The sequence below is a fragment of the Kribbella sp. NPDC031520 genome (assembly GCF_055580825.1).
In genome coordinates, this window is record NZ_JBVIKS010000002.1 from 652,878 (window position 1) to 670,724 (window position 17,847).

The 17,847-nt window shown below is 68.6% G+C and carries 20 protein-coding genes; 5 read left to right on the plus strand and 15 right to left on the minus strand.

Annotated features, from left to right (window positions below; genetic code table 11):
* Positions 1–61 precede the first annotated feature (61 nt).
* The 4 genes from ACZ5BU_RS11840 (at position 62) to def (ending at position 2,387) form a co-directional block, all read left to right on the plus strand.
* Positions 62–400, plus strand: a complete 339-nt coding sequence (locus ACZ5BU_RS11840) for a winged helix-turn-helix transcriptional regulator (protein WP_465697947.1) — start codon at positions 62–64, stop codon at positions 398–400.
* Between the two features lie 32 nt (positions 401–432).
* Positions 433–834 (plus strand): SRPBCC family protein, encoded by a 402-nt coding sequence (locus tag ACZ5BU_RS11845; protein WP_465697949.1) that lies wholly within the window; start codon positions 433–435, stop codon positions 832–834.
* Between the two features lie 63 nt (positions 835–897).
* Positions 898–1,713 carry an LLM class F420-dependent oxidoreductase gene (locus ACZ5BU_RS11850; RefSeq protein WP_465697950.1) on the plus strand — a complete coding sequence of 272 codons (816 nt, stop codon included), beginning with the start codon at positions 898–900 and terminating at the stop codon, positions 1,711–1,713.
* A 68-nt stretch (positions 1,714–1,781) separates the two neighbouring features.
* Positions 1,782–2,387 carry a peptide deformylase gene (gene def / locus ACZ5BU_RS11855; protein WP_465697952.1) on the plus strand — a complete coding sequence of 202 codons (606 nt, stop codon included), beginning with the start codon at positions 1,782–1,784 and terminating at the stop codon, positions 2,385–2,387.
* A gap of 4 nt (positions 2,388–2,391) precedes the next feature.
* Here the strand turns inward: def and ACZ5BU_RS11860 are convergent, their stop codons facing one another.
* From ACZ5BU_RS11860 to cobT, 7 genes are all read right to left on the minus strand, one after another.
* Positions 2,392–2,940 carry a phosphotransferase-like protein gene (locus ACZ5BU_RS11860; protein WP_465697954.1) on the minus strand — a complete coding sequence of 183 codons (549 nt, stop codon included), beginning with the start codon at positions 2,938–2,940 and terminating at the stop codon, positions 2,392–2,394.
* 22 nt (positions 2,941–2,962) lie between these two features.
* On the minus strand, positions 2,963–3,802 hold the full coding sequence (locus tag ACZ5BU_RS11865) for an MBL fold metallo-hydrolase (protein WP_465697956.1): 840 nt from the start codon (positions 3,800–3,802) through the stop codon (positions 2,963–2,965).
* 104 nt (positions 3,803–3,906) lie between these two features.
* Positions 3,907–4,710, minus strand: coding sequence for a helix-turn-helix transcriptional regulator (locus ACZ5BU_RS11870; RefSeq protein ID WP_465697958.1), 804 nt, complete (start codon positions 4,708–4,710; stop codon positions 3,907–3,909).
* 21 nt (positions 4,711–4,731) lie between these two features.
* Positions 4,732–5,265: a GNAT family N-acetyltransferase gene (locus ACZ5BU_RS11875; RefSeq protein ID WP_465697960.1), complete on the minus strand. Its 534-nt coding sequence runs from the start codon at positions 5,263–5,265 to the stop codon at positions 4,732–4,734.
* 9 nt (positions 5,266–5,274) lie between these two features.
* The gene (locus ACZ5BU_RS11880; RefSeq protein WP_465697962.1) at positions 5,275–6,081 is read right to left on the minus strand and encodes a TrmH family RNA methyltransferase; all 807 of its coding nucleotides are present in this window, start codon (positions 6,079–6,081) and stop codon (positions 5,275–5,277) included.
* Complete coding sequence (gene cobA / locus ACZ5BU_RS11885) at positions 6,078–7,433, minus strand: uroporphyrinogen-III C-methyltransferase (protein ID WP_465697964.1); 1,356 nt, start codon at positions 7,431–7,433, stop codon at positions 6,078–6,080. Before cobA ends, ACZ5BU_RS11880 begins: the two co-directional genes overlap by 4 nt.
* Positions 7,430–8,491 (minus strand): nicotinate-nucleotide--dimethylbenzimidazole phosphoribosyltransferase, encoded by a 1,062-nt coding sequence (gene cobT, locus ACZ5BU_RS11890; RefSeq protein ID WP_465697966.1) that lies wholly within the window; start codon positions 8,489–8,491, stop codon positions 7,430–7,432. The genes cobA and cobT overlap by 4 nt, the downstream gene beginning before the upstream one ends.
* A gap of 101 nt (positions 8,492–8,592) precedes the next feature.
* Here cobT and ACZ5BU_RS11895 point away from each other — a divergent pair, with 101 nt between their 5' ends.
* Entirely contained in the window at positions 8,593–9,123 is a 531-nt protein-coding gene (locus tag ACZ5BU_RS11895; RefSeq protein ID WP_465697968.1) for a YbhB/YbcL family Raf kinase inhibitor-like protein, read from the plus strand.
* A gap of 4 nt (positions 9,124–9,127) precedes the next feature.
* Here ACZ5BU_RS11895 and ACZ5BU_RS11900 read toward each other — a convergent pair whose 3' ends face one another.
* From ACZ5BU_RS11900 to ACZ5BU_RS11935, 8 genes are all read right to left on the minus strand, one after another.
* Positions 9,128–9,490, minus strand: a complete 363-nt coding sequence (locus tag ACZ5BU_RS11900; RefSeq protein ID WP_465697970.1) for a YchJ family protein — start codon at positions 9,488–9,490, stop codon at positions 9,128–9,130.
* A gap of 37 nt (positions 9,491–9,527) precedes the next feature.
* Positions 9,528–10,493: a DNA glycosylase AlkZ-like family protein gene (locus tag ACZ5BU_RS11905; protein WP_465697972.1), complete on the minus strand. Its 966-nt coding sequence runs from the start codon at positions 10,491–10,493 to the stop codon at positions 9,528–9,530.
* A 25-nt stretch (positions 10,494–10,518) separates the two neighbouring features.
* Positions 10,519–10,983 carry a hypothetical protein gene (locus ACZ5BU_RS11910; protein ID WP_465697974.1) on the minus strand — a complete coding sequence of 155 codons (465 nt, stop codon included), beginning with the start codon at positions 10,981–10,983 and terminating at the stop codon, positions 10,519–10,521.
* A 216-nt stretch (positions 10,984–11,199) separates the two neighbouring features.
* Positions 11,200–12,084, minus strand: coding sequence for a carbohydrate ABC transporter permease (locus tag ACZ5BU_RS11915; protein ID WP_465697976.1), 885 nt, complete (start codon positions 12,082–12,084; stop codon positions 11,200–11,202).
* Positions 12,084–12,938: a carbohydrate ABC transporter permease gene (locus tag ACZ5BU_RS11920; RefSeq protein WP_465697978.1), complete on the minus strand. Its 855-nt coding sequence runs from the start codon at positions 12,936–12,938 to the stop codon at positions 12,084–12,086. Before ACZ5BU_RS11920 ends, ACZ5BU_RS11915 begins: the two co-directional genes overlap by 1 nt.
* A 76-nt stretch (positions 12,939–13,014) precedes the next feature.
* Positions 13,015–14,298 (minus strand): ABC transporter substrate-binding protein, encoded by a 1,284-nt coding sequence (locus ACZ5BU_RS11925; protein WP_465697980.1) that lies wholly within the window; start codon positions 14,296–14,298, stop codon positions 13,015–13,017.
* A 192-nt stretch (positions 14,299–14,490) separates the two neighbouring features.
* Positions 14,491–16,626, minus strand: a complete 2,136-nt coding sequence (locus ACZ5BU_RS11930; protein ID WP_465697982.1) for a 3-hydroxyacyl-CoA dehydrogenase NAD-binding domain-containing protein — start codon at positions 16,624–16,626, stop codon at positions 14,491–14,493.
* Positions 16,623–17,840, minus strand: a complete 1,218-nt coding sequence (locus ACZ5BU_RS11935; RefSeq protein ID WP_465697984.1) for an acetyl-CoA C-acetyltransferase — start codon at positions 17,838–17,840, stop codon at positions 16,623–16,625. The genes ACZ5BU_RS11930 and ACZ5BU_RS11935 overlap by 4 nt, the downstream gene beginning before the upstream one ends.
* Positions 17,841–17,847: the final 7 nt, after the last annotated feature.

The following is a 17,847-nucleotide window of genomic DNA, read 5'->3' on the forward strand; positions in this document are numbered from 1 at the left end:
CAGACGGTAGACAGTTCGATGCACACCTCCCGGTGCCCAACGGACCGCGCACAATGGACGGGTGGAGCCGAGATTCTTCGCGGACTGTCAGGCACGGGTCGCCGCCGATCTGATCAGCGGGCGCTGGCCGATGGTGGTCCTGTACTCGCTCGCCGACGGCCCGGCCCGTCCCGGCGAACTCCGCCGGCAGATCGGCAGCATCAGCCAGAAGGTCCTCACCGAGACCCTGCGCCGCCTCGAGCACAACGGTCTGGTCGAGCGGCAGCGGTACGCCGAAGCGCCGCCACGCGTCGAGTACTCGCTGACCACGGCCGGCAAGGACCTGCTGGTACCGATCCGCGCGCTCGGCGACTGGGCCGACCTTTACGCCGACCAGCTGCCGACCGAGAACAAACCGTAAGCCACCACCCGATTTCGGCGGAGGTACGAACCATGTTCAGCCTGCAGCAGCTCGTCGACGCCCCACCCGCCGAGGTCGCCCGCGCCTTCACCGAACCCGAACCGTTCGCCGCCTGGTTCGTCGCCGACGGCTTCCGCACCCCGTCCGACCGGATCACCATCGACGCCCGCCCCGGCGGGCTGATCTCCGCGGTCTTCGTCAACGACACGACCGAGCTCCCGTTCACCCTCCACTTCGGCGCCCTCGACCTGCCACACCACGTCGAGCTCCGCTTCGACGAGCCCGCGGAGGAGATCACCATCCACCTGACCGCCCTCGACGGCGACCGCACCCAACTCGACTACCGAAGTGTCGGCCTCACCGACGAACAGCAAGCCCCGATCAAGGCCGGCGTAGCCACCATGCTCACCCACCTCGCCACCTACTTCGGCTGACGACCCCTTCGAAGTTCCGGTCTATCCGGAGGCTCCTCCGCAACGCCCGATAGAATCTCCACCATGACAGCTTCCGAGTCCACCGACCGGCCGTACAGCGCGTTCCCCGTCCGGATCGGTCTGCAGGTCCAGCCCCAGCACGCCCAGTACGCCGACATCCGGCGGACGGCCGCCGCGGCCGAGGAGATCGGCGTCGACGTCCTGTTCAACTGGGACCACTTCTACCCGTTGAGCGGTGAGCCCGAGGGTCTGCACTTCGAGTGCTGGACCATGCTGGCCGCCTGGGCCGAGGCGACCGAGCGGGTCGAGATCGGCGCCCTGGTCACCTGCAACTCCTACCGCAACCCCGACCTGCTCGCCGACATGGCGCGCACCGTCGACCACATCAGTGACGGCCGGCTGATCTTCGGTATCGGCTCCGGCTGGTTCGAGAAGGACTACGACGAGTACGGCTACGACTTCGGTACGGCGGGCGGCCGGCTGGACGCCCTCGGCGAGGCGCTGCCGCGGATCGAGCGCCGCTGGGAGAAGCTCAACCCGAAGCCGACCCGGGACATCCCGGTGCTGATCGGTGGCGGCGGCGAGAAGAAGACGCTGAAGCTGGTCGCGCAGCACGCGAACATCTGGCACGGCTTCGGTGACGCCGAGACGATCGCGCACAAACACGCCGTCCTCGACGAGCACTGCAAGACGATCGGCCGCGACCCGGGCGAGATCGAGCGCTCGGTCGGTGTCGGCGACAAGAAGCCCGAGGAGGTCGGCAAGCAGCTGCTCGACGTCGGCACCCGGCTGTTCACCGTGCACGCCGGCGGTCCGGACTACGACCTCGGCCTGCTCCGCGAGTGGGTCGCGTGGCGCGACGAGGTCAACTCCAAGTAGTACGAACGGCCGGGTGACCGCCGTACCGGTCACCCGGCCCAGGTCCTGTCTGGCCTAGACTTTCCGGCATGTCTACGTTGCCTGGGAACGGTTCGGTGCGGCCCATCACCCGGTGGGGTGAGGACGTCATGCACCGGGTCAATCAGCCTGTCACCGACTTCGGGAACGACCTGCAGACACTGGTCGCCGACATGGTCGCGACGATGAACGCGGCCGAGGGCGTCGGCCTGGCCGCGAACCAGGTCGGGGTGGACCTGCAGCTGTTCGTGTTCGACTGCCCGGACAAGGACGGCAGCCACGTACAGGGCGTGGTGTGCAACCCGGTCCTGGAGCTGCCGGAGGGCAAGGACCGCAACCTCGACGAGGGCGACGAGGGCTGCCTCTCACTGCCCGGCGCGTTCACCAAGTGCGCCCGCCCCGACTACGCCAAGGTCACCGGGGTCGACCAGCACAACCAGCCGGTCACGTACGAGGGCAGCGGTCTGCTCGCGCGCTGCCTGCAGCACGAGACCGACCACACGCAGGGAATGGTCTTCGGCGACCGGCTCTCCCGGAAGTACCGCAAGCGCCTGTACGCGGAGGCCGAGGAGTTCGCGCCCGACTACCCGAGCGACTGGCCGGTCTCCCCGATGGTCGACGCCGACCAGGATCACGAGGAAACCCCAGCGACCTGAGCCGTCACCAGCGGGCCTTCTCCAGGTCGATCGCCTCGACGGTCTCCTCCGGGGTCTTACCAGTGGTGTCCAGCCACAGTCCCCGGCGCGGGATCCCGTCGAGCCCGACCTGGAGCGCCCGTACGGCGTCCTCGAGCGACCCGCCCTGCTGCTGCCAGCCGCGGTACGAGTTCCCGCCGCCGCGGCCGAGCTCCCGCGCCACGATCGACTCCACGGACGGGACGAGTACGACGAGGTACGACTCGACGTCCCGCAGCCGGGAGAACCAGCGCTCGACGTGCTCCCCCAGCACGATGTCGCTGCACACGAAGTCGAACCCGTTGTCCGCGTAGTGCTGAGCGACCAGCGCGCTCGCGTCGTACCGCAACTCCAACTGCCGCACCGCTTCGGCCGACGGGTCGGGCGTCATCACCTCCGCACCGGCGACCACGCCGCGATAGAACACGTCCCCGTCGATCGTCGCCGCGGGCGGCCCCATCCGCGCAGCCAGCAGCGGCGCGATCGTCGACTTCCCCGCCGCTTGCATTCCGGTGATCAGGACGACCTTCGACATGACAGCTATGCCATCACAGCGGTCAATCGCTTTTGAGGGTACGCGTGGAGTTCCAGAGAACACCGCGGTTCAGCCGGTCGGGGTACGCCTCGATCATCGCGTTGTAGAGGTCGAGCGCGGTGTTGGTCCGGGCCTCGGCGGCGGCGAACGTCTCGAGGTACCGGCGGGTCTCGCCGATGTACCGCGGGTCGTCCGAGGCGTCGGCCTGGCGGTGCCCGGAGACGACGGCTGACGGGTGCAGCGCGGCGAGGACGTCGAGCGCCGACAGCCACTGCTCGATGCCGTCGGCAACGGCTTCGGACAGGTAGAGGTGGACCTCGTCGTACACGGCGTCACCCGCGACCACCAGCCCGATCGACGGGACATACAACGCTGAGCTGCCGTCGGTGTCGGTGTGACCCAGATCGATCGCGACCAACTCCTCGCCTTCCAGCGTGAACGTGTCGCCGTCGAGCGGCTCGGCGATGACCAGGCGCTCGGGCAGCTGCCCCGGGAACCGTGTCCGCCAGAAGCCGTCCAGCCACGGCGGAGTGAGCTGCTTGCGCATTCCCTCGACAACCGAGGGCAGAGCGACCATCCGGGCGCCGGGGAAGCGGTCGAGCACCGGGGCGGCGCCGAAGAAGTGGTCGCCGTGGCTGTGCGTGACGAAGATCGTGGTCAGGTTCTTCCCCGTGGCAGCGATCCAGCCGGCCAGGTCCTCACCCTCTGCCTGCGTCATCAGCGGGTCGACGAGGACGGCGTCGTGGTCGCCGTAGATCAGCGTGGCCGCGGTCGGCGACCACATCCGCCGTACCTCACCCGGCGGCAGATCGTCGGAGACGGCCGGCTTGGACGGTGCGACGTACGTCGAGTAGTTCAACATGCTCTGCTCCTGGGCTGTCCTGGGATTGCTACCCGAACAGCCTCCGGCCGCGGGTGCCGGCGCGGGAAGGTCGCCACTTCCTGGGTGCGGCGCACCCTGGAAGTTCAGGATGTGGCCAGCCGGGCCAGGGCGTCGGCACTCGGACTGCCCGGTTCCGCCGTACCGACCAGGAGTTGCTGTCCCGGGGCGGCCCGTACGTCGAAGGTCTGGTATGTCAGCTCGACCCGGCCCACCTCGGGGTGGTTGAAGATCTTGTAGGCCCTGCTGAACCCACGGGCCGTCCGGTCCTCCCACAGGGCACGGAACTCCGGCGAGCGCGGCAGCAGGTCGGCCACCAGTGCCTTGATCTCGGGGTCGTCCGGATACGTCGCCGCGTTGAAGCGGACGGCGTACACGGCCCGCCGGACCACGACCTCCCAGTCACCGAAGATGTCGCGCGCCTTGGGATGGTCGAACATCATCCGCAGGATGTTCGTCATCCCGAACGGCGCCAGCAGACCTTGGGCGATCCTGTTCGTCGCGAGGACCTCGTACGCCGGGTTCAGCACATACGCCGCCGCGGCGGAGAAGGTGTCGAGCAGTTGCAGCAGTGCCGGATGGACCTGGTCCCGCGCGGCGCCGAGTGCCGGGGCGGGCGCGAGGCCGGCCAGCCGGAACAGGTGTACCCGAGCGTCCGGGTCGAGCCTCAGCGCATGCGCGATCCCGTTCAGCACCTGGGCCGACGGGTTCCGCTCGCGGCCCTGCTCGAGCCGGGTGTAGTAGTCGGCGCTCACGACGGCCAGTACCGCGACCTCTTCGCGTCGCAGTCCCGCCACCCGCCGGTCACCACCGACTGGCAGACCGACCACGCCCGGGTCGACCCGGGCCCGTTCGGCCCGCAGGAACGCGCCGAGTTCACCGACGGTCATGGCGATCAGCCTACGTGCGGGTCAGCGCCGGGTGGTGTAGCCGGGCCAGGCCTCGGCTTTCAGTGTGTAGATGGTGGCGTCGAACGGTATGCCGTCGTCCTCCAGGACCGCCTCGTGGTCGAAGCTCATGCCGAGCCGGCGCATGACCGCGATGCTACGGACGTTCGGCGTGTCGGTCACCGCAATGACCCGGGGCAGCCCTGCCTCGGTGAAGGCGTAGTCGAGCCAGGACGCCGCCGCCTCGGTGGCGTAGCCGTAGCCCCAGTGCTCGGGGGCCAGGCGCCAGCCGATCTCGAGGTCGTCCGGGTACCACTTCTCGCGGGACAGACCGGCGGCGCCGAGGAACGCGCCGTCCGAGCGCCGCTCGACCGCGAGGAAGCCGAACCCGTTCGCGGCGTACGACGCGTTGATCGCCCAGGCGGTCCGATCGGCTTCCTCGCGGGACAACGGTGGGCCCAGGAATTCGGTCACCTTCGGGTCCGCGTTGAGCGCGGCCCATCCATCCAGGTCGGCCTCGCAAAACGGGCGCAGTACCAGGCGTTCCGTCGTACGCACGGCTCCCCCTCAGGATCGGGTGGCGTAGAAGGCTACTGCTGCTGAGGATGCCACGTTGAGGGAGTCGACGCCGCCGGCCATCGGGATCCTGACCGTCAGGTCGGCCTGGCGGAGGACGTTGGGTTTGAGGCCGTGGCCCTCGGTGCCGAAGATCAGCGCGAGCTTCTCGTCGTTGCGGGCCGCGAGCTCGTCGAGGGTGATCGAGTCGTCGGTGAGCGCCATCGCGGCGGCGACGTACCCGTTGTCCTGCAGCAGTTTCAGGTCGCCCGGCCAGTTCTGCAGGCGGGTCCACGGGACCTGGAACACTGTACCCATCGACACCTTGATCGAGCGCCGGTACAGCGGGTCGGCGCAGGTCGGCGTCACCAGGACGAGCCCGACACCGAGCGCGGCCGCGGCCCGGAAGCCGGCGCCGACGTTGGTGTGGTCAACGATGTCGTCGAAGATCGCGATTCTTCGTACGTCGCTTCTGATCAGCTCGGTCAGCGGTACGGCGGCACGGCGCTTGTACGACGCGAGCGCGCCGCGGTGCACGTGGAACCCGGTGACCTGCTCGGCCAGCTCCTCCGACACGACGTACACGGGCTTGTCCGGCCACTGCTCCAGCACGTCCCGCAACGAGTCGAGCCAGCGCGGCGCGAGCAGGAACGAGCGCGGCTCGTACCCGGCGCCGGCGGCGCGGCGGATCACCTTGTCGCCCTCGGCAATGAAGAGCCCGTGCTCCTCCTCGAGCAGCCGCCGCAGACTCACCTCCCGCAACTTCACGTAGTCAGCCAGCCGCTCGTCGGCGGCGTCCTCGATCGGAACCAGCGTCACGCCCGCCGCACTCCAGCACCAGGCTCCGCCGCCGCACCGTCCCGCTCCGCCGCCGCCCCACCGTCCCGCTCCGCCGCCGCCCCACCGTCCCGCTCCGCCGGCGCCGCACCGTCCTGCTCCCCCGCCGCCCCACCGTCCTGCTCCGACGCGAGCTGTGCGGCCACGTCGACTACGTTGCCGATGACAACGATCGCCGGCGCGCCGACGCCGTTCTCCCGCATCGCGTCGGCGATCCCGGCGAGGTCGGACGTCACCGTCCGCTGACCGGGAAGGGTGCCGTCGGCAATCGCCGCCGCGGGGGTGTCCGCCGGGCGACCGCGCTCGATCAGCCGCGCGGTGATCGCCGGCAGGTTCTCGACGGCCATCAGCAGCACGAGCGTGCCGTGCAGCTGCGCGAGCGCGTCCCAGTTCACCAGCGAGTCCGGGTGCGACGGAGGGATGTGCCCCGACACCACCGTGAACTCGTGCGTCACGCCGCGATGCGTGACCGGGATCCCCGCGACGGCCGGTACCGAGATCGAGCTGGTGATCCCCGGCACCACGGTCCACGGTACGCCGGCCGCCGCGCACGCCAGCGCCTCCTCGAACCCGCGGCCGAACACGTACGGATCGCCGCCCTTGAGCCGGACGACGACCTTCCCCTGCCGCCCGCGGTCGACCAGGATGCGGTTGATCTCCTCCTGCTGCGCCGCCCGCCCGCGCGGCAACTTCGCCGCGTCGAACAGCTCGACGTCCGGGTGCAGCTCGTCCAGCAGCTGCTGCGGCGCGAGCCGGTCCGCGACCACCACGTCCGCCTCGGCGAGCAGCCGCCGCCCGCGAACCGTGATCAGATCCGGATCGCCCGGTCCCCCGCCGACGAGGTACACCCCGGGCCGCCGGCCGACGTCGCGCGCCGCCAGCTCGCCGGTCCGCAGTCCTTCGAGGATCGAGTCCCGTACGGCCGCCGACCGGCGGTGGTCGCCGCCGCCGAGGACGCCGATCGTCACGTTGTCGTGCTGTCCCGACGCGGGCGTCCACGCGGTCGCGCGTGACCGGTCGTCGGACCGTACGCAGAAGATCCGCAGCTGCTCGGCCTCGGCCGACACCTGGTCGTTGACCGCGGCATCGTCCGTCGCAACCACGACGTACCAGGCCCCCTCGAGGTCGCCGGACTCGTACCCGCGCTCGATCCAGGTCAGCGACGGGTTGCCGAGCAGACCCTCGATCGTGGGCGTGATCGACGGCGAGATCAGGTCGATCCGCGCGCCCGCCTCGATCAGCCGCGGCAGCCGCCGCTGGGCGACACCGCCGCCGCCGACGACGACCACGCGCCGCCCCTCGAGGACGAGACCGGACAGGTACTGGTGGGTCACGAAGAGATCCCCGCGTCCTCGAACGTGGCCATCTCGGCGAGCGCGCGGGCCGCGCAGGTCAGGATCGGGTACGCCAGCACCGCCCCGGTCCCCTCGCCGAGCCGCAGGTCCAGGTCCACGAGCGGCTGCAGACCGAGCTGCTTCAACGCGACCGCGTGCCCAGGCTCGGCCGACCGGTGACCGGCGACGCAGTAGTCGATGACGGCCGGGTGGAACGCCTGCGCGACGAGCGCGGCCGCGCCTGCGATCACGCCGTCGAGGATGACCGGCACCTTGTTCGCCGCGGCGCCGAGGATGTATCCGGCGAGGGCGGCGTGTTCGAGGCCGCCGTACGCCTGGAGCGCCTTGAGCGGCTCGGTCGGTGGTACGGCGTGGAGCGCGAGGGCGTCCCGTACGACGGCGGTCTTGTGCGCGAGCGCCGCGTCGTCGATCCCGGTACCGCGGCCGGTGACCGCGTCGGCCGTGGCGCCGGTGAACGTCGCGATCAGCGCGGCCGAGGCGGTGGTGTTGGCGATGCCCATGTCACCCGTCAGCAGGCAGCGGTACCCCTCCTGGACCAGCTTGTCCGCAAGGTCGAAGCCGACCGCGATCGCCTTGCGCGCCTCGTCCTCGGTGAGGGCGTCGGTCTGGGAGAGGTCGCGGGTGCCCGGGCGGACGTTCGCGTGGACGATGTCGAGCTGCTCGACCGGGGTCGCCACGCCGACGTCGACGACCCGTACGTCGACGTTGTTGTTCTTGGCGAAGGCGTTCACCGCGGCGCCGCCGGCCGCGAAGTTCGCGAGCATGGCGGCGGTGACCTCCTGCGGCCACGGGGAGACGTTCTGGGCGTGTACGCCGTGATCCCCCGCGAAGACCGTCACGACGGCCGGGCCCGGTACGGCTGGGGCGCCGGTCATGCCGGCGAGCTTCACCGACAGCTCCTCGAGTACGCCGAGAGAGCCGGCCGGCTTGGTCAGCTGCGTATGCCGTTCCTCGGCCGCCCGCATCGCCGCCTGATCCGCGGGAGCGATCCGCTCCAGGTACTCGTCCACCAGGTCCTCCAGTCGTAGCTTCCGCACCGATCTTGCCATCCTCGAGTGTGTGCCCCGGGACGGACCGGCGTCCTGTGGACAGTAATGTCGGCATCACCACATGTCGCGAGATGCCGGAGGGCTGTTTCATGTCGCTCGATCGTCCCGTCGCACCGGACCCGTACGAACTCCTCCCGGAGGCCGGTTCGTTCACCGTCACCAGCACCGACGCCGCCGGCGGCGAGCCGCTGGCCGACGCGCACGCGTTCGCCGGCAGGAACACTTCCCCGCAGCTCAGCTGGTCCGGTTTCCCCGCGGAGACCAAGGCGTTCGTCGTCACCTGCTTCGACCCGGACGCGCCGATCGTCTCCGGTTTCTGGCACTGGGCCCTGGTCAACCTGCCCGCCACCGTCACTGAGCTCCCGACCGGCGCGGGCAGCACGGAACGCCTCGACAACGGGGCCTTCCACGTCCGCAACGACTTCGGCACCAAGAACTACGGCGGCGCCGCCCCACCCGCCGGCGACCAGGTCCACCGCTACTACTTCGTGGTCCACGCCATCGACGTAGAAGCCCTGGACGTAGACGCCGACGCAAGCCCCGCCGTAGTCGGCTTCAACCTCGCCTTCCACACCCTCGCCCGAGCCATCCTCACCCCGACCTACCAGATCGCGGAGTAGCCGCCTACAACGCCGCGACGTACACCCATTCGCCCGCTTCTCGGGTGAAGGTGCTGTTTTCGTGTTGTACGCCGGTGGTGTGGTGGGCGTTGAACTCGACGGTGCCTTCGGTGTGGAACGGGCTGCCGCCGGTGGTGCCGAGGATCTCGAGGCCGGTCCACCGGCGGTCCGGATCGAAGTCGATCGCCGCGGGGCGGGTGGTCAGCGACCAGGTGCGGCGCAGGTACGCCGCGTCGTGCATCACGAACGCGGTGTACCTGGAACGCATCAACTGCTCCGCCGTCGCCGCGGTCGCCTTCCCCTGGTGGAGGGGCCCGCAGCAAACTGCGTACGGCTGACTCTGACCGCAGGGACAACTAAGTGACATGCACCCGATTGTCCCCGATGGCGCACCAGCCACCTGATCACGCGAGCGTTCGCAGGCACAGCTCGGGATCCCCGACCGGCATCGTCGTCACCTCCGACTGGAGAGCGTCGTACTGCTCCGGGGCGAGCTTCTCCGTCAGGATCGCGTCTACTCGGCCGTGCTTGCGGCCCCAGGCGCCGATGATTCGGCCGTTGGCGAGTACGCCGTTGGGGTGGAAGCTGTCGGCGGCCGGCGTCAGTGTTCTGAGGCCGGGGGCGATGAACCGGCCGTCGTCGTCGCGGCCGAGGAGGCGGAGATCCGGTGCCACGAGCAACCGCACGCCGCGGGGTGGGGCTGCGTGGTGCAGGTGATGCTCCTCGGTGCGCAGTACCCACGCTGGTACGCCGTCGAAGTCCACCTCGAGCAGTTCGCCGGCCAGCTGGTCCCACACCACGCGGGCGTCGGCAGGTGAAAGACCGGACCACCACGCGAAGACCTTCGGGGCCGTGGGACCGAAGTACTTGAGGTGGCGCCGACAGAGCTTCAGCCGGGCCTCGTGTACGTCGAGCGCGGGGCGCCGCACCTCCCTCGCGTACACGGAGGTCGTGTCCCAGCGCACCGCGATCCGTCCGCTCGCACACGCTTCGCGCAGTCCGTCGATCCCGGACGCACGGCGCTCCTGCCCGACCAGCGTCTCGCACACCCGATCCGCCAGCGCGTCGATCCGTCGTACCGCAGCTGGATCGAGCGGAAGACGACCGACGGTGAAGACGCCGAAGTCGCGGGCCGGGAGTACGTAGACGGCACGGCGTGGGCTGTACGTCTGGAGCAGGCTCGGATGCTCCCAGTCCGTCGGCGTACATCCGCCCATCCGCGCGTGCATCCCGAGCAGGGCGTCGCGTGGAGCTGTGTCCTGCAGCCCGACGTACGCCGCCTGCTCGTGCGATCCGACCGGTAGGCGGTCTACCAAGTGGTTGACGTGCAGCCGGTAGGCGATGGCCTGGCGCCGGGTGACGGTCCGCATGTCCCGAGCCTAGGCAAGAAACACGTCATCGGAAGTCGTAGTTGTAGACCATGATCGCGCCGATGATCAGGGCCAGGAAGGCGACCATCATGCCGATCGCGGCGGCGGGCTTTCCGCGGCGGTTGGTGGCGAGGGTGGTGATTGCCAAGGCGAGGGCCGGTACGGCGAACGGGAACGCCAGGTACTGCCGGACCGGGAACCGGTCGATCAGATTCGAGAACGGCAGGAACGGCGTGACGAGTCCGGCAATGGCGAGCAACAAGGCGAGTACGCCCATCACAGCCGAACCCTTCGCACGCTGAGGCCCAGCCGACGAGGCGGCGACATACGGCTGAGCATGCTCCGGCCAAAGATGCTGCGGATAGCCGCCCTGTCCCGGATGCTGGACAGCACCTGCTTGTGGATAGCCGCCCGTCGGCTGCTGCGGATAGCCGGCGGCGGGCGATTGCGGGTAGCTCGGGGTGGTGGGGTCGGGCGGGGGGTTGGTCATGGGGGCTCCACACTTCAGGGCCAGGCGCGGGGGCGCCTGGTGGAGAGGGCGTCATCTGCGCTGACGCGGGGGCTCCGGTGACGGTTCCCCCGGACGCGCCGGATTAGTCCTCGTGGAGCGGGAGCGCGCGGACGATGACCGCGGCTTTGTGGAACTTTTTCGGCGGTGGGCGGCGAAAAAGTTCCACAAAGCGGCGCGCCTCTCCTCAGGGTTGAGTCAGTCCTTGATGCCGGATTGGGTTACGCCCTGGATGAGGTAGCGCTGGAGGAAGGCGAAGATCAGGACCAGGGGGAGGATCGACACCGCGACTGCCATGAACAGTTCGTGGATGTTGATCGTTTGGGCGGTGACGAACGTCGACATCGCGACCTGGATGGTCCACGACGACGAGTCCTGGCCGATCACCAGTGGCCAGAGGAACGAGTTCCAGTTGCCGATGAAGGTGATCGCGGCGATCGCCGCGAAGAACGGCAGCGAGTTCGGTACGACGATCCGCCAGAACACCCCGAAGTACCCGGCGCCGTCGACCCGCGCTGCCTCCTCCAACTCGCGCGGGAAACCGAGGAAGTACTGCCGGAACAGGAACGCCGCGAACCCGCTGAACAACGTCGGAATGATCAGACCCCGCAGCGACGACACCCAGCCGAGCGACGAAACGACGATGAACGACGGGATGAACGTCACCGCCCCCGGGATCATCAATGTCGCCACGATCGCGTAGAAGATCTTGTCCGCGTGCCGATAAGGGATCCGCGCCAGCCCGTACCCGGCCATAGATGCCAACAGCACCTGTCCGCCCGTTCCCAGCACCCCGACGACAGCGGAGTTGTACAGGGCCCGGGCCATCGGCACCTCGGTGTCGCCGAACAGCTCCTTGATGTTCCCCCACTGCAGGTGCGACGGGAACAACTTCCACGTCGGCGCCGTGATGTCGGCCTCGGTCGACAGCGCGTTACGCACGATCAGGTAGAACGGCAGCAGGAACAGCACCACCGCGATGAGCAGTGCGATCCACCTCAGTACCGTGCCGATCCGCCCGGCGGTGCTCTGGCTGAAGCCGATCGGTTGCGGCGTTCCCGTCGTACGTTCGGAGACTGCCATCAGTCGCCCGCCCTTCCGAAGCCCAGGATCCGGCTCTGCAGCAGCGTCACGATCATGATGATGATGGCCAGGATCAGCGCGCCGGCCGAGCCGTGGCCGAGGTCCTGGATCGAACCGAGCGAGATGCTGTACAGGTACTCCAGCGGCGGCCGCGCGTAGTTCACGTTGCCGATCAGGTTGTAGAACTCGTCGAACGCCTGGTACGCCGCGATCAGGTTCAGGATCAGTACGGCGACCGACGTCGATCGCAGCTGCGGCAGCGTGATGTACCGGAACACCTGCCACCCGGGCTTGGCCCCGTCGACGTACGCCGCCTCGTACAACGTCGGCGAGATCCGTTGCAGGCCGGCGATGAACAGGATCATGTAGAACCCCAGCTGCAGCCACAACCGGACCGTCACCAGCGGAAGCCAGTACCACGGCGGCGAGACCGTCGACAGCCAGGCGATGTTGTCGACGCCGAACCAGTTGAGGATCGTGTTCGCGAGACCGAACCGGACACCGTTGAAGATCGACAGCTTCCAGATCAGCGACGCGACGACGTACGAGCACGCGGTCGGCAGGAAGAACACCGACCGGAAGAACGCCCGCGCGATCCGCACCTGGTTGACCAGCAACGCCAGCGCCAGCGACAGCACGAACGTCAGCGGCACGATGAACACCGCGAAGATCGTGAACGTGCCCAGGCTGGACAGGAAGTTGTGGTCGGTGAGCATGTCGATGTAGTTGCGCAGGCCAACGAACTTCGACGGGGTCGCGGTGTTGTACGCCTCGAAGAAGCTGAGGACCAGGCTCCACAGGATCGGCAGGTACGAGAAGATCAGCAGCCCGAGCACGAACGGCCCGACGAACACCCAGAACCACAGGGTGTTGCCCTTGATGCCTTTCTGCCGGCGGGCTCCACCGGGGTCGACGTCTTGGCGGGTGCGCTCATCCGAACAACCGGGACAGCTCGGCGTTGACGGTCTTCTCGGCCTTGGTGATCTCGGCAGCTGGGTCGGCTCCCTTCTTGATGACGTTGGTCAGCAGGTCGGTGAAGGCCGTACCCATCTTCGGCGTCCACGCCGGGTTGTCGGTGTACGAGTGGTCCTGCGTCAGCTTGACCGTGTCGGCCGCGACGCCGCTCTGCAGCTTGGACGCCTTGGCCGCGAGGCTCTTGCGCGGTGGAATGTGGAAGCCGTAGCTCAGCGACCAGTCCTCCTGGTAGTCCGTCTTGTCGATCCACAGCCACTTGACGAACTTCTTCGCCGCGTCGACGTTCGCACTCTTGGTGGACACGAACTGCGTCCAGCCACCCGAGTACACCGAAGGCTGGCCCTGTGCGTCGAGCTTCGGGAACGGGATCACGCCGATGTCGTCGCCGAGCGCCTTCTGCATACCCGGCACCGCCCACATGCCGATCCACTGCATCGCCACGAGACCCTGATTGATCGCGGTCGGGTCCCACCAGTCCGTGGGTGCGCCGAGCAGGACACTCTTACTGGCGTACAACTCGTGCAGCTTGCCGAAGGCCTGAGCAGCACGGTCGCCGCCGAAGCCGGGCTTGTTGTCCTTGGTCAGGAACTCACCGCCGGACGAGTACAGCGCCGGGCCGCCCATGACGTTGCCGCCGTCGTTGCCGACGAAGATGCCCTTCACCTTGTTCGTGGTGAGTTCCTTGGCCGCCGAGATCAGGTCGTCGATGGTTTCCGGCGGCTTGATACCGGCCTTGTCCAGCAGGGACTTGCGGTAGTAGATGACCTGCGGGTCGATGATCATCCGGATCCCGTAGATCTTGCCGTCGAGGGTGTTGGTGGCCAGGTCGCCCGGCTGGAAGTCGTCCTTGACGTCGGCCATGATGTCGTCCAGGGGCACGACCTGGTTGCTCTTCACCATGCTGATGTTGAAGTGCCCCTCGAAGACGTCGGGGCCTTTGCTCGAGAGCAGACCGGAGGCGAGCTTCGCGTCGTAGTCGCCCGGCGTCCACTGGATGGCGACGTTGGCGTCGGGGTAGGCCTTGGCGTACTTCATCGCGGCCTGCTGGGTGCCGGCCTCACCGTACTGGTGGTACCACTGTGAGAGGTTGGGCTTCGAACCGCCGCCTCCCCCGCCTCCCGACGGTCGGCCGGTATTGCCACCGCAGGCCGCGGTGAACGCGGCCAGTGCCGCGAGTCCACCGGTCCGCTTGAGCAGGTCTCGCCGGGTCAGACCGGCGTTAGGAACATGAGCAGGCATGAATTCCACCTTCCCGAAAAAGGGAACGTCGCAGGGGTACGACGCGTTCGCACGCTCCAACACCAGGTTCCCGGCGGACGCCGGGGTGAATCGTTGGAGAAGTGCCTAGCACAATGGCTCAAAAGAGCGCCGCGCGCAAGACCGGACTGCGATCTTTCGTGTTGGAATGTGTGGAATGTTGTCAGGCCGTGATCACGTAAACATTTCACCGGCGGCGGAGGTGCGAACCAGCAGCTCCGGAGGCTCGAAACGGGCGCCGTACGCCGCGGCGAGCTCACGGGATCGCCGTACGAACGCGTCCGGTCCGTACGCGTTCACGTACTGCAACGCGCCGCCGTGCAGCGGCGGGAACCCGATGCCGAAGATCGAGCCAATGTTGGCGTCCGGCACCGACCGCAGCACGCCCTCGTCCAGGCACTTCACCGTTTCCAAGGACATCGCGAACAGCATCCGCTCCTGCAGATCGATCAGCGGTACGCCGTCGTGCGGCGGGAAGTGCTCCCACAGCCCCGGCCACAACCGCTTCGGCCCGTCCGCGGGGTAGTCGTAGAACCCAGCCCCGGCCGCCTTGCCCCGCCGGTCGAACTCGTTCACGAGACGATCCGTCACCGCCATCCCAGGATGGTCGTCGAACGCACCCGCGCTGTCGCCGGCCGCCCGTGCCGCGTCCCGGATCTTCTGCGGCAGCGTCAGCGTGACCTCGTCGAGCATGGCCAGCGGCGGCGCCGGGAACCCGGCCTGGGTCGCCGCCCGCTCGATCATCACCGGGTTGACGCCCTCGGCCACCATCGCCGCGCCCTCCATCACGAGCGTGCCGAACACCCGCGAGGTGAAGAATCCCCGGCTGTCGTTGACCACGATCGGCGTCTTCTTGATCTGCCGTACGACGTCGTACGCCTGGGCGATCGCCCGGTCCGACGTCTTCTCCCCCACGATCAGCTCGACCAGCGGCATCCGGTCGACCGGCGAGAAGAAGTGCATGCCGATGAAGTCGTCCGGCCGGTCGATCCCGTCGGCGAGCGAGGTGATCGGCAACGTCGAGGTGTTCGAGCAGAGCAGCGCGTCCGGCTCGACCACGCCGGCGATCTCCGCGAACACCTTCTGCTTCAGCCCGGTGTCCTCGAAGACGGCCTCGATCACCAGGTCGCACCCGGCCAGGTCGTTCGGATCCCCGGTCGGGGTGATCCGGCTGAGGAATGCCTCGACATCGGCGGCGGAAGTCCGGCCCTTTGCGACCTGTTTCGCCAGCAGCTTCTCGGAGTATTCTTTTCCGCGCGCAGCAGCCTCCAACGAAACATCTTTGAGCACAACGTCGATTCCGGCCTTCGCGCACGCATACGCAATTCCGGCGCCCATCATCCCCGCGCCGAGCACCCCGACCTTCCGCGCCGAGTACTTCGGTACGTCGGACGGCCGCGAACCGCCGGCGTTGATCGCCTGCAGGTCGAAGAAGAACGCCTGGATCATGTTCTTCGCGATCTGGCCGGTGGCCAGCGACACGAAGTACCGCGACTCGATCCGGGACGCGGTCTCGAAGTCGACCTGGCTGCCCTCGACCGCCGCGCTCAGGATCGCCCGCGGCGCCGGGTACGGAGCGCCCTTGAGCTGCTTGCGCAGGTTCGCCGGGAAGGCCGGCAGGAACGCGGCCAGCTTCGGCGAGGACGGCGTACCGCCCGGGATCTTGTAGCCGTCGCGGTCCCACGGCTGCTTGGCGTCACCGTCGTACGCCGTGATCCACCGCCGGGCCGCGTCGACCAGGTCCTCGGCCGGGACCACCTCGTCGACGATACCGACGCTCAGCGCGTGCGCGGGCTTCATCCGCTGACCCTGCAGCAGCACCTTCATCAGCGCGTCCTGCAGACCGAGCATCCGGACCGTCCGGGTCACTCCCCCGCCGCCGGGCAGCAGGCCGAGCGTCACCTCGGGCACGCCGAGCTCGATCCGGTTGTCGTCGGCAACGATCCGGTGGTGGCAGGCGAGTGCGATCTCCAACCCGCCACCCAGCGCCGAACCGTTGATCGCGGCAACGACCGGCACGCCGAGCGTCTCCAGCGTACGCAGTTGCCGCTTGACCTCCTCGACCGTGTCGAACACCTGCGCCGCGTCCGACGGCTGGATCTGGGACAGCTGCTGCAGGTTTCCACCGGCGAAGAACGTGGACTTGGCGCTGGTCACGATCACGCCCTTGAGCAGGGCCTTCTCGGCGACCAGGCGCTCGACGGTACGGCTCATCGCCGCGACGTACGCGTCGTTCATCGTGTTCGCCGACGCGTCCGGGTCGTTCAGCGTCAGCGTGACCACACCGGCGTCGTTCTTCCACTCGATCATGCAGGGAGCCTTTCGATGATCGTCGCGACGCCCATCCCGCCGCCGACGCACAGGGTGGCCAGTCCGTAGCGGAGCTCGCGGCGCTCCAGCTCGTCCAGCAGGGTTCCGATCAGCATCGCGCCGGTGGCGCCGAGCGGGTGCCCGAGGGCGATCGCGCCGCCGTTCACGTTCACCTTCTCGTGCGGTACGCCGAGATCCTTCATGAAGTGCATCACCGCGGCCGCGAACGCCTCGTTCATCTCGAACAGGTCGATGTCAGAAACATCCAGACCGGCGCGGGCCAGCGCCTTCCGCGCGGCCGGCGCCGGGCCGGTCAGCATGATGGTCGGATCCGCTCCGCTGACCCCGACCGACACCACCCGCCCGCGCGGCGCCTGCCCGAGCGCCTCGCCGGCCTTCTCGTTGCCGACAGCAACCAGCGCGGCCCCGTCGACGATCCCGGACGAGTTGCCCGCGTGGTGCACGTGCTCGATCCGCTCGACTGTGAGGTACTTCTCCAGCGCGACCGAGTCGAAGCCGCCGTGCTCGCCGATCGCGGCGAACGACAACGGCAGCCCGGCCAGCGTCTCCACCGACGTACCCGGCCGGACCAGCTGGTCGTGGTCGAGGATCCGCAACCCGTTGCGATCCACCACCGGTACGACCGAACGCCCGAAGTACCCGTTCGCCCAGGCCTTCGCCGCTCGGGCGTGCGACTCGGCGGCGTACGCGTCGACGTCGGTCCGGGAGAAGCCGTCGATGGTCGCGATCAGGTCCGCGCTGATGCCCTGCGGGATGAACCCGGTGCGCAGCGCGGTCTCCGGGTCCATCGCCCAGGCACCGCCGTCGGAGCCCATCTTCACTCGCGACATCGACTCGACACCTCCGGCCAGGATGAAGTCCTCCCAGCCCGACCGGACCCGCTGCGCCGCCTGGTTGACGGCCTCCAGCCCCGAGGCGCAGAACCGGTTCAGCTGCACGCCGCCGGTCGTCTCCGGGTAGCCGGCCATCAGTACGGCGGTCCGCGCGATGTCCATGCCCTGGTCGCCGATCGGCGTCACCACGCCGAGGACGACGTCGTCGATCGCGGCCGGATCCAGGTCGGGGTGCCGGGTCCGGAGCTCGTCCAGCAGACCGGTGATCAGCTGGATCGGCTTGACCTCGTGCAGCGCGCCGGTCGGTTTCCCTTTGCCGCGCGGTGTCCGGATCGCGTCGTACAGGAATGCGTCGGTCATGAGGCGA

Coding starts and splice junctions, on each gene's coding strand:
- ACZ5BU_RS11845 (WP_465697949.1), top strand. CDS start 433: ATGTTCAGCCTGCAGCAGCTCGTCGACGCCCCACCCGCCGAGGTCGCC.
- ACZ5BU_RS11850 (WP_465697950.1), top strand. CDS start 898: ATGACAGCTTCCGAGTCCACCGACCGGCCGTACAGCGCGTTCCCCGTC.
- def (WP_465697952.1), top strand. CDS start 1,782: ATGTCTACGTTGCCTGGGAACGGTTCGGTGCGGCCCATCACCCGGTGG.
- ACZ5BU_RS11860 (WP_465697954.1), bottom strand. CDS start 2,940: ATGTCGAAGGTCGTCCTGATCACCGGAATGCAAGCGGCGGGGAAGTCG.
- ACZ5BU_RS11865 (WP_465697956.1), bottom strand. CDS start 3,802: ATGTTGAACTACTCGACGTACGTCGCACCGTCCAAGCCGGCCGTCTCC.
- ACZ5BU_RS11870 (WP_465697958.1), bottom strand. CDS start 4,710: ATGACCGTCGGTGAACTCGGCGCGTTCCTGCGGGCCGAACGGGCCCGG.
- ACZ5BU_RS11895 (WP_465697968.1), top strand. CDS start 8,593: ATGTCGCTCGATCGTCCCGTCGCACCGGACCCGTACGAACTCCTCCCG.
- ACZ5BU_RS11900 (WP_465697970.1), bottom strand. CDS start 9,490: ATGTCACTTAGTTGTCCCTGCGGTCAGAGTCAGCCGTACGCAGTTTGC.
- ACZ5BU_RS11905 (WP_465697972.1), bottom strand. CDS start 10,493: ATGCGGACCGTCACCCGGCGCCAGGCCATCGCCTACCGGCTGCACGTC.
- ACZ5BU_RS11910 (WP_465697974.1), bottom strand. CDS start 10,983: ATGACCAACCCCCCGCCCGACCCCACCACCCCGAGCTACCCGCAATCG.
- ACZ5BU_RS11915 (WP_465697976.1), bottom strand. CDS start 12,084: ATGGCAGTCTCCGAACGTACGACGGGAACGCCGCAACCGATCGGCTTC.
- ACZ5BU_RS11925 (WP_465697980.1), bottom strand. CDS start 14,298: ATGCCTGCTCATGTTCCTAACGCCGGTCTGACCCGGCGAGACCTGCTC.
- ACZ5BU_RS11930 (WP_465697982.1), bottom strand. CDS start 16,626: ATGATCGAGTGGAAGAACGACGCCGGTGTGGTCACGCTGACGCTGAAC.
- ACZ5BU_RS11935 (WP_465697984.1), bottom strand. CDS start 17,840: ATGACCGACGCATTCCTGTACGACGCGATCCGGACACCGCGCGGCAAA.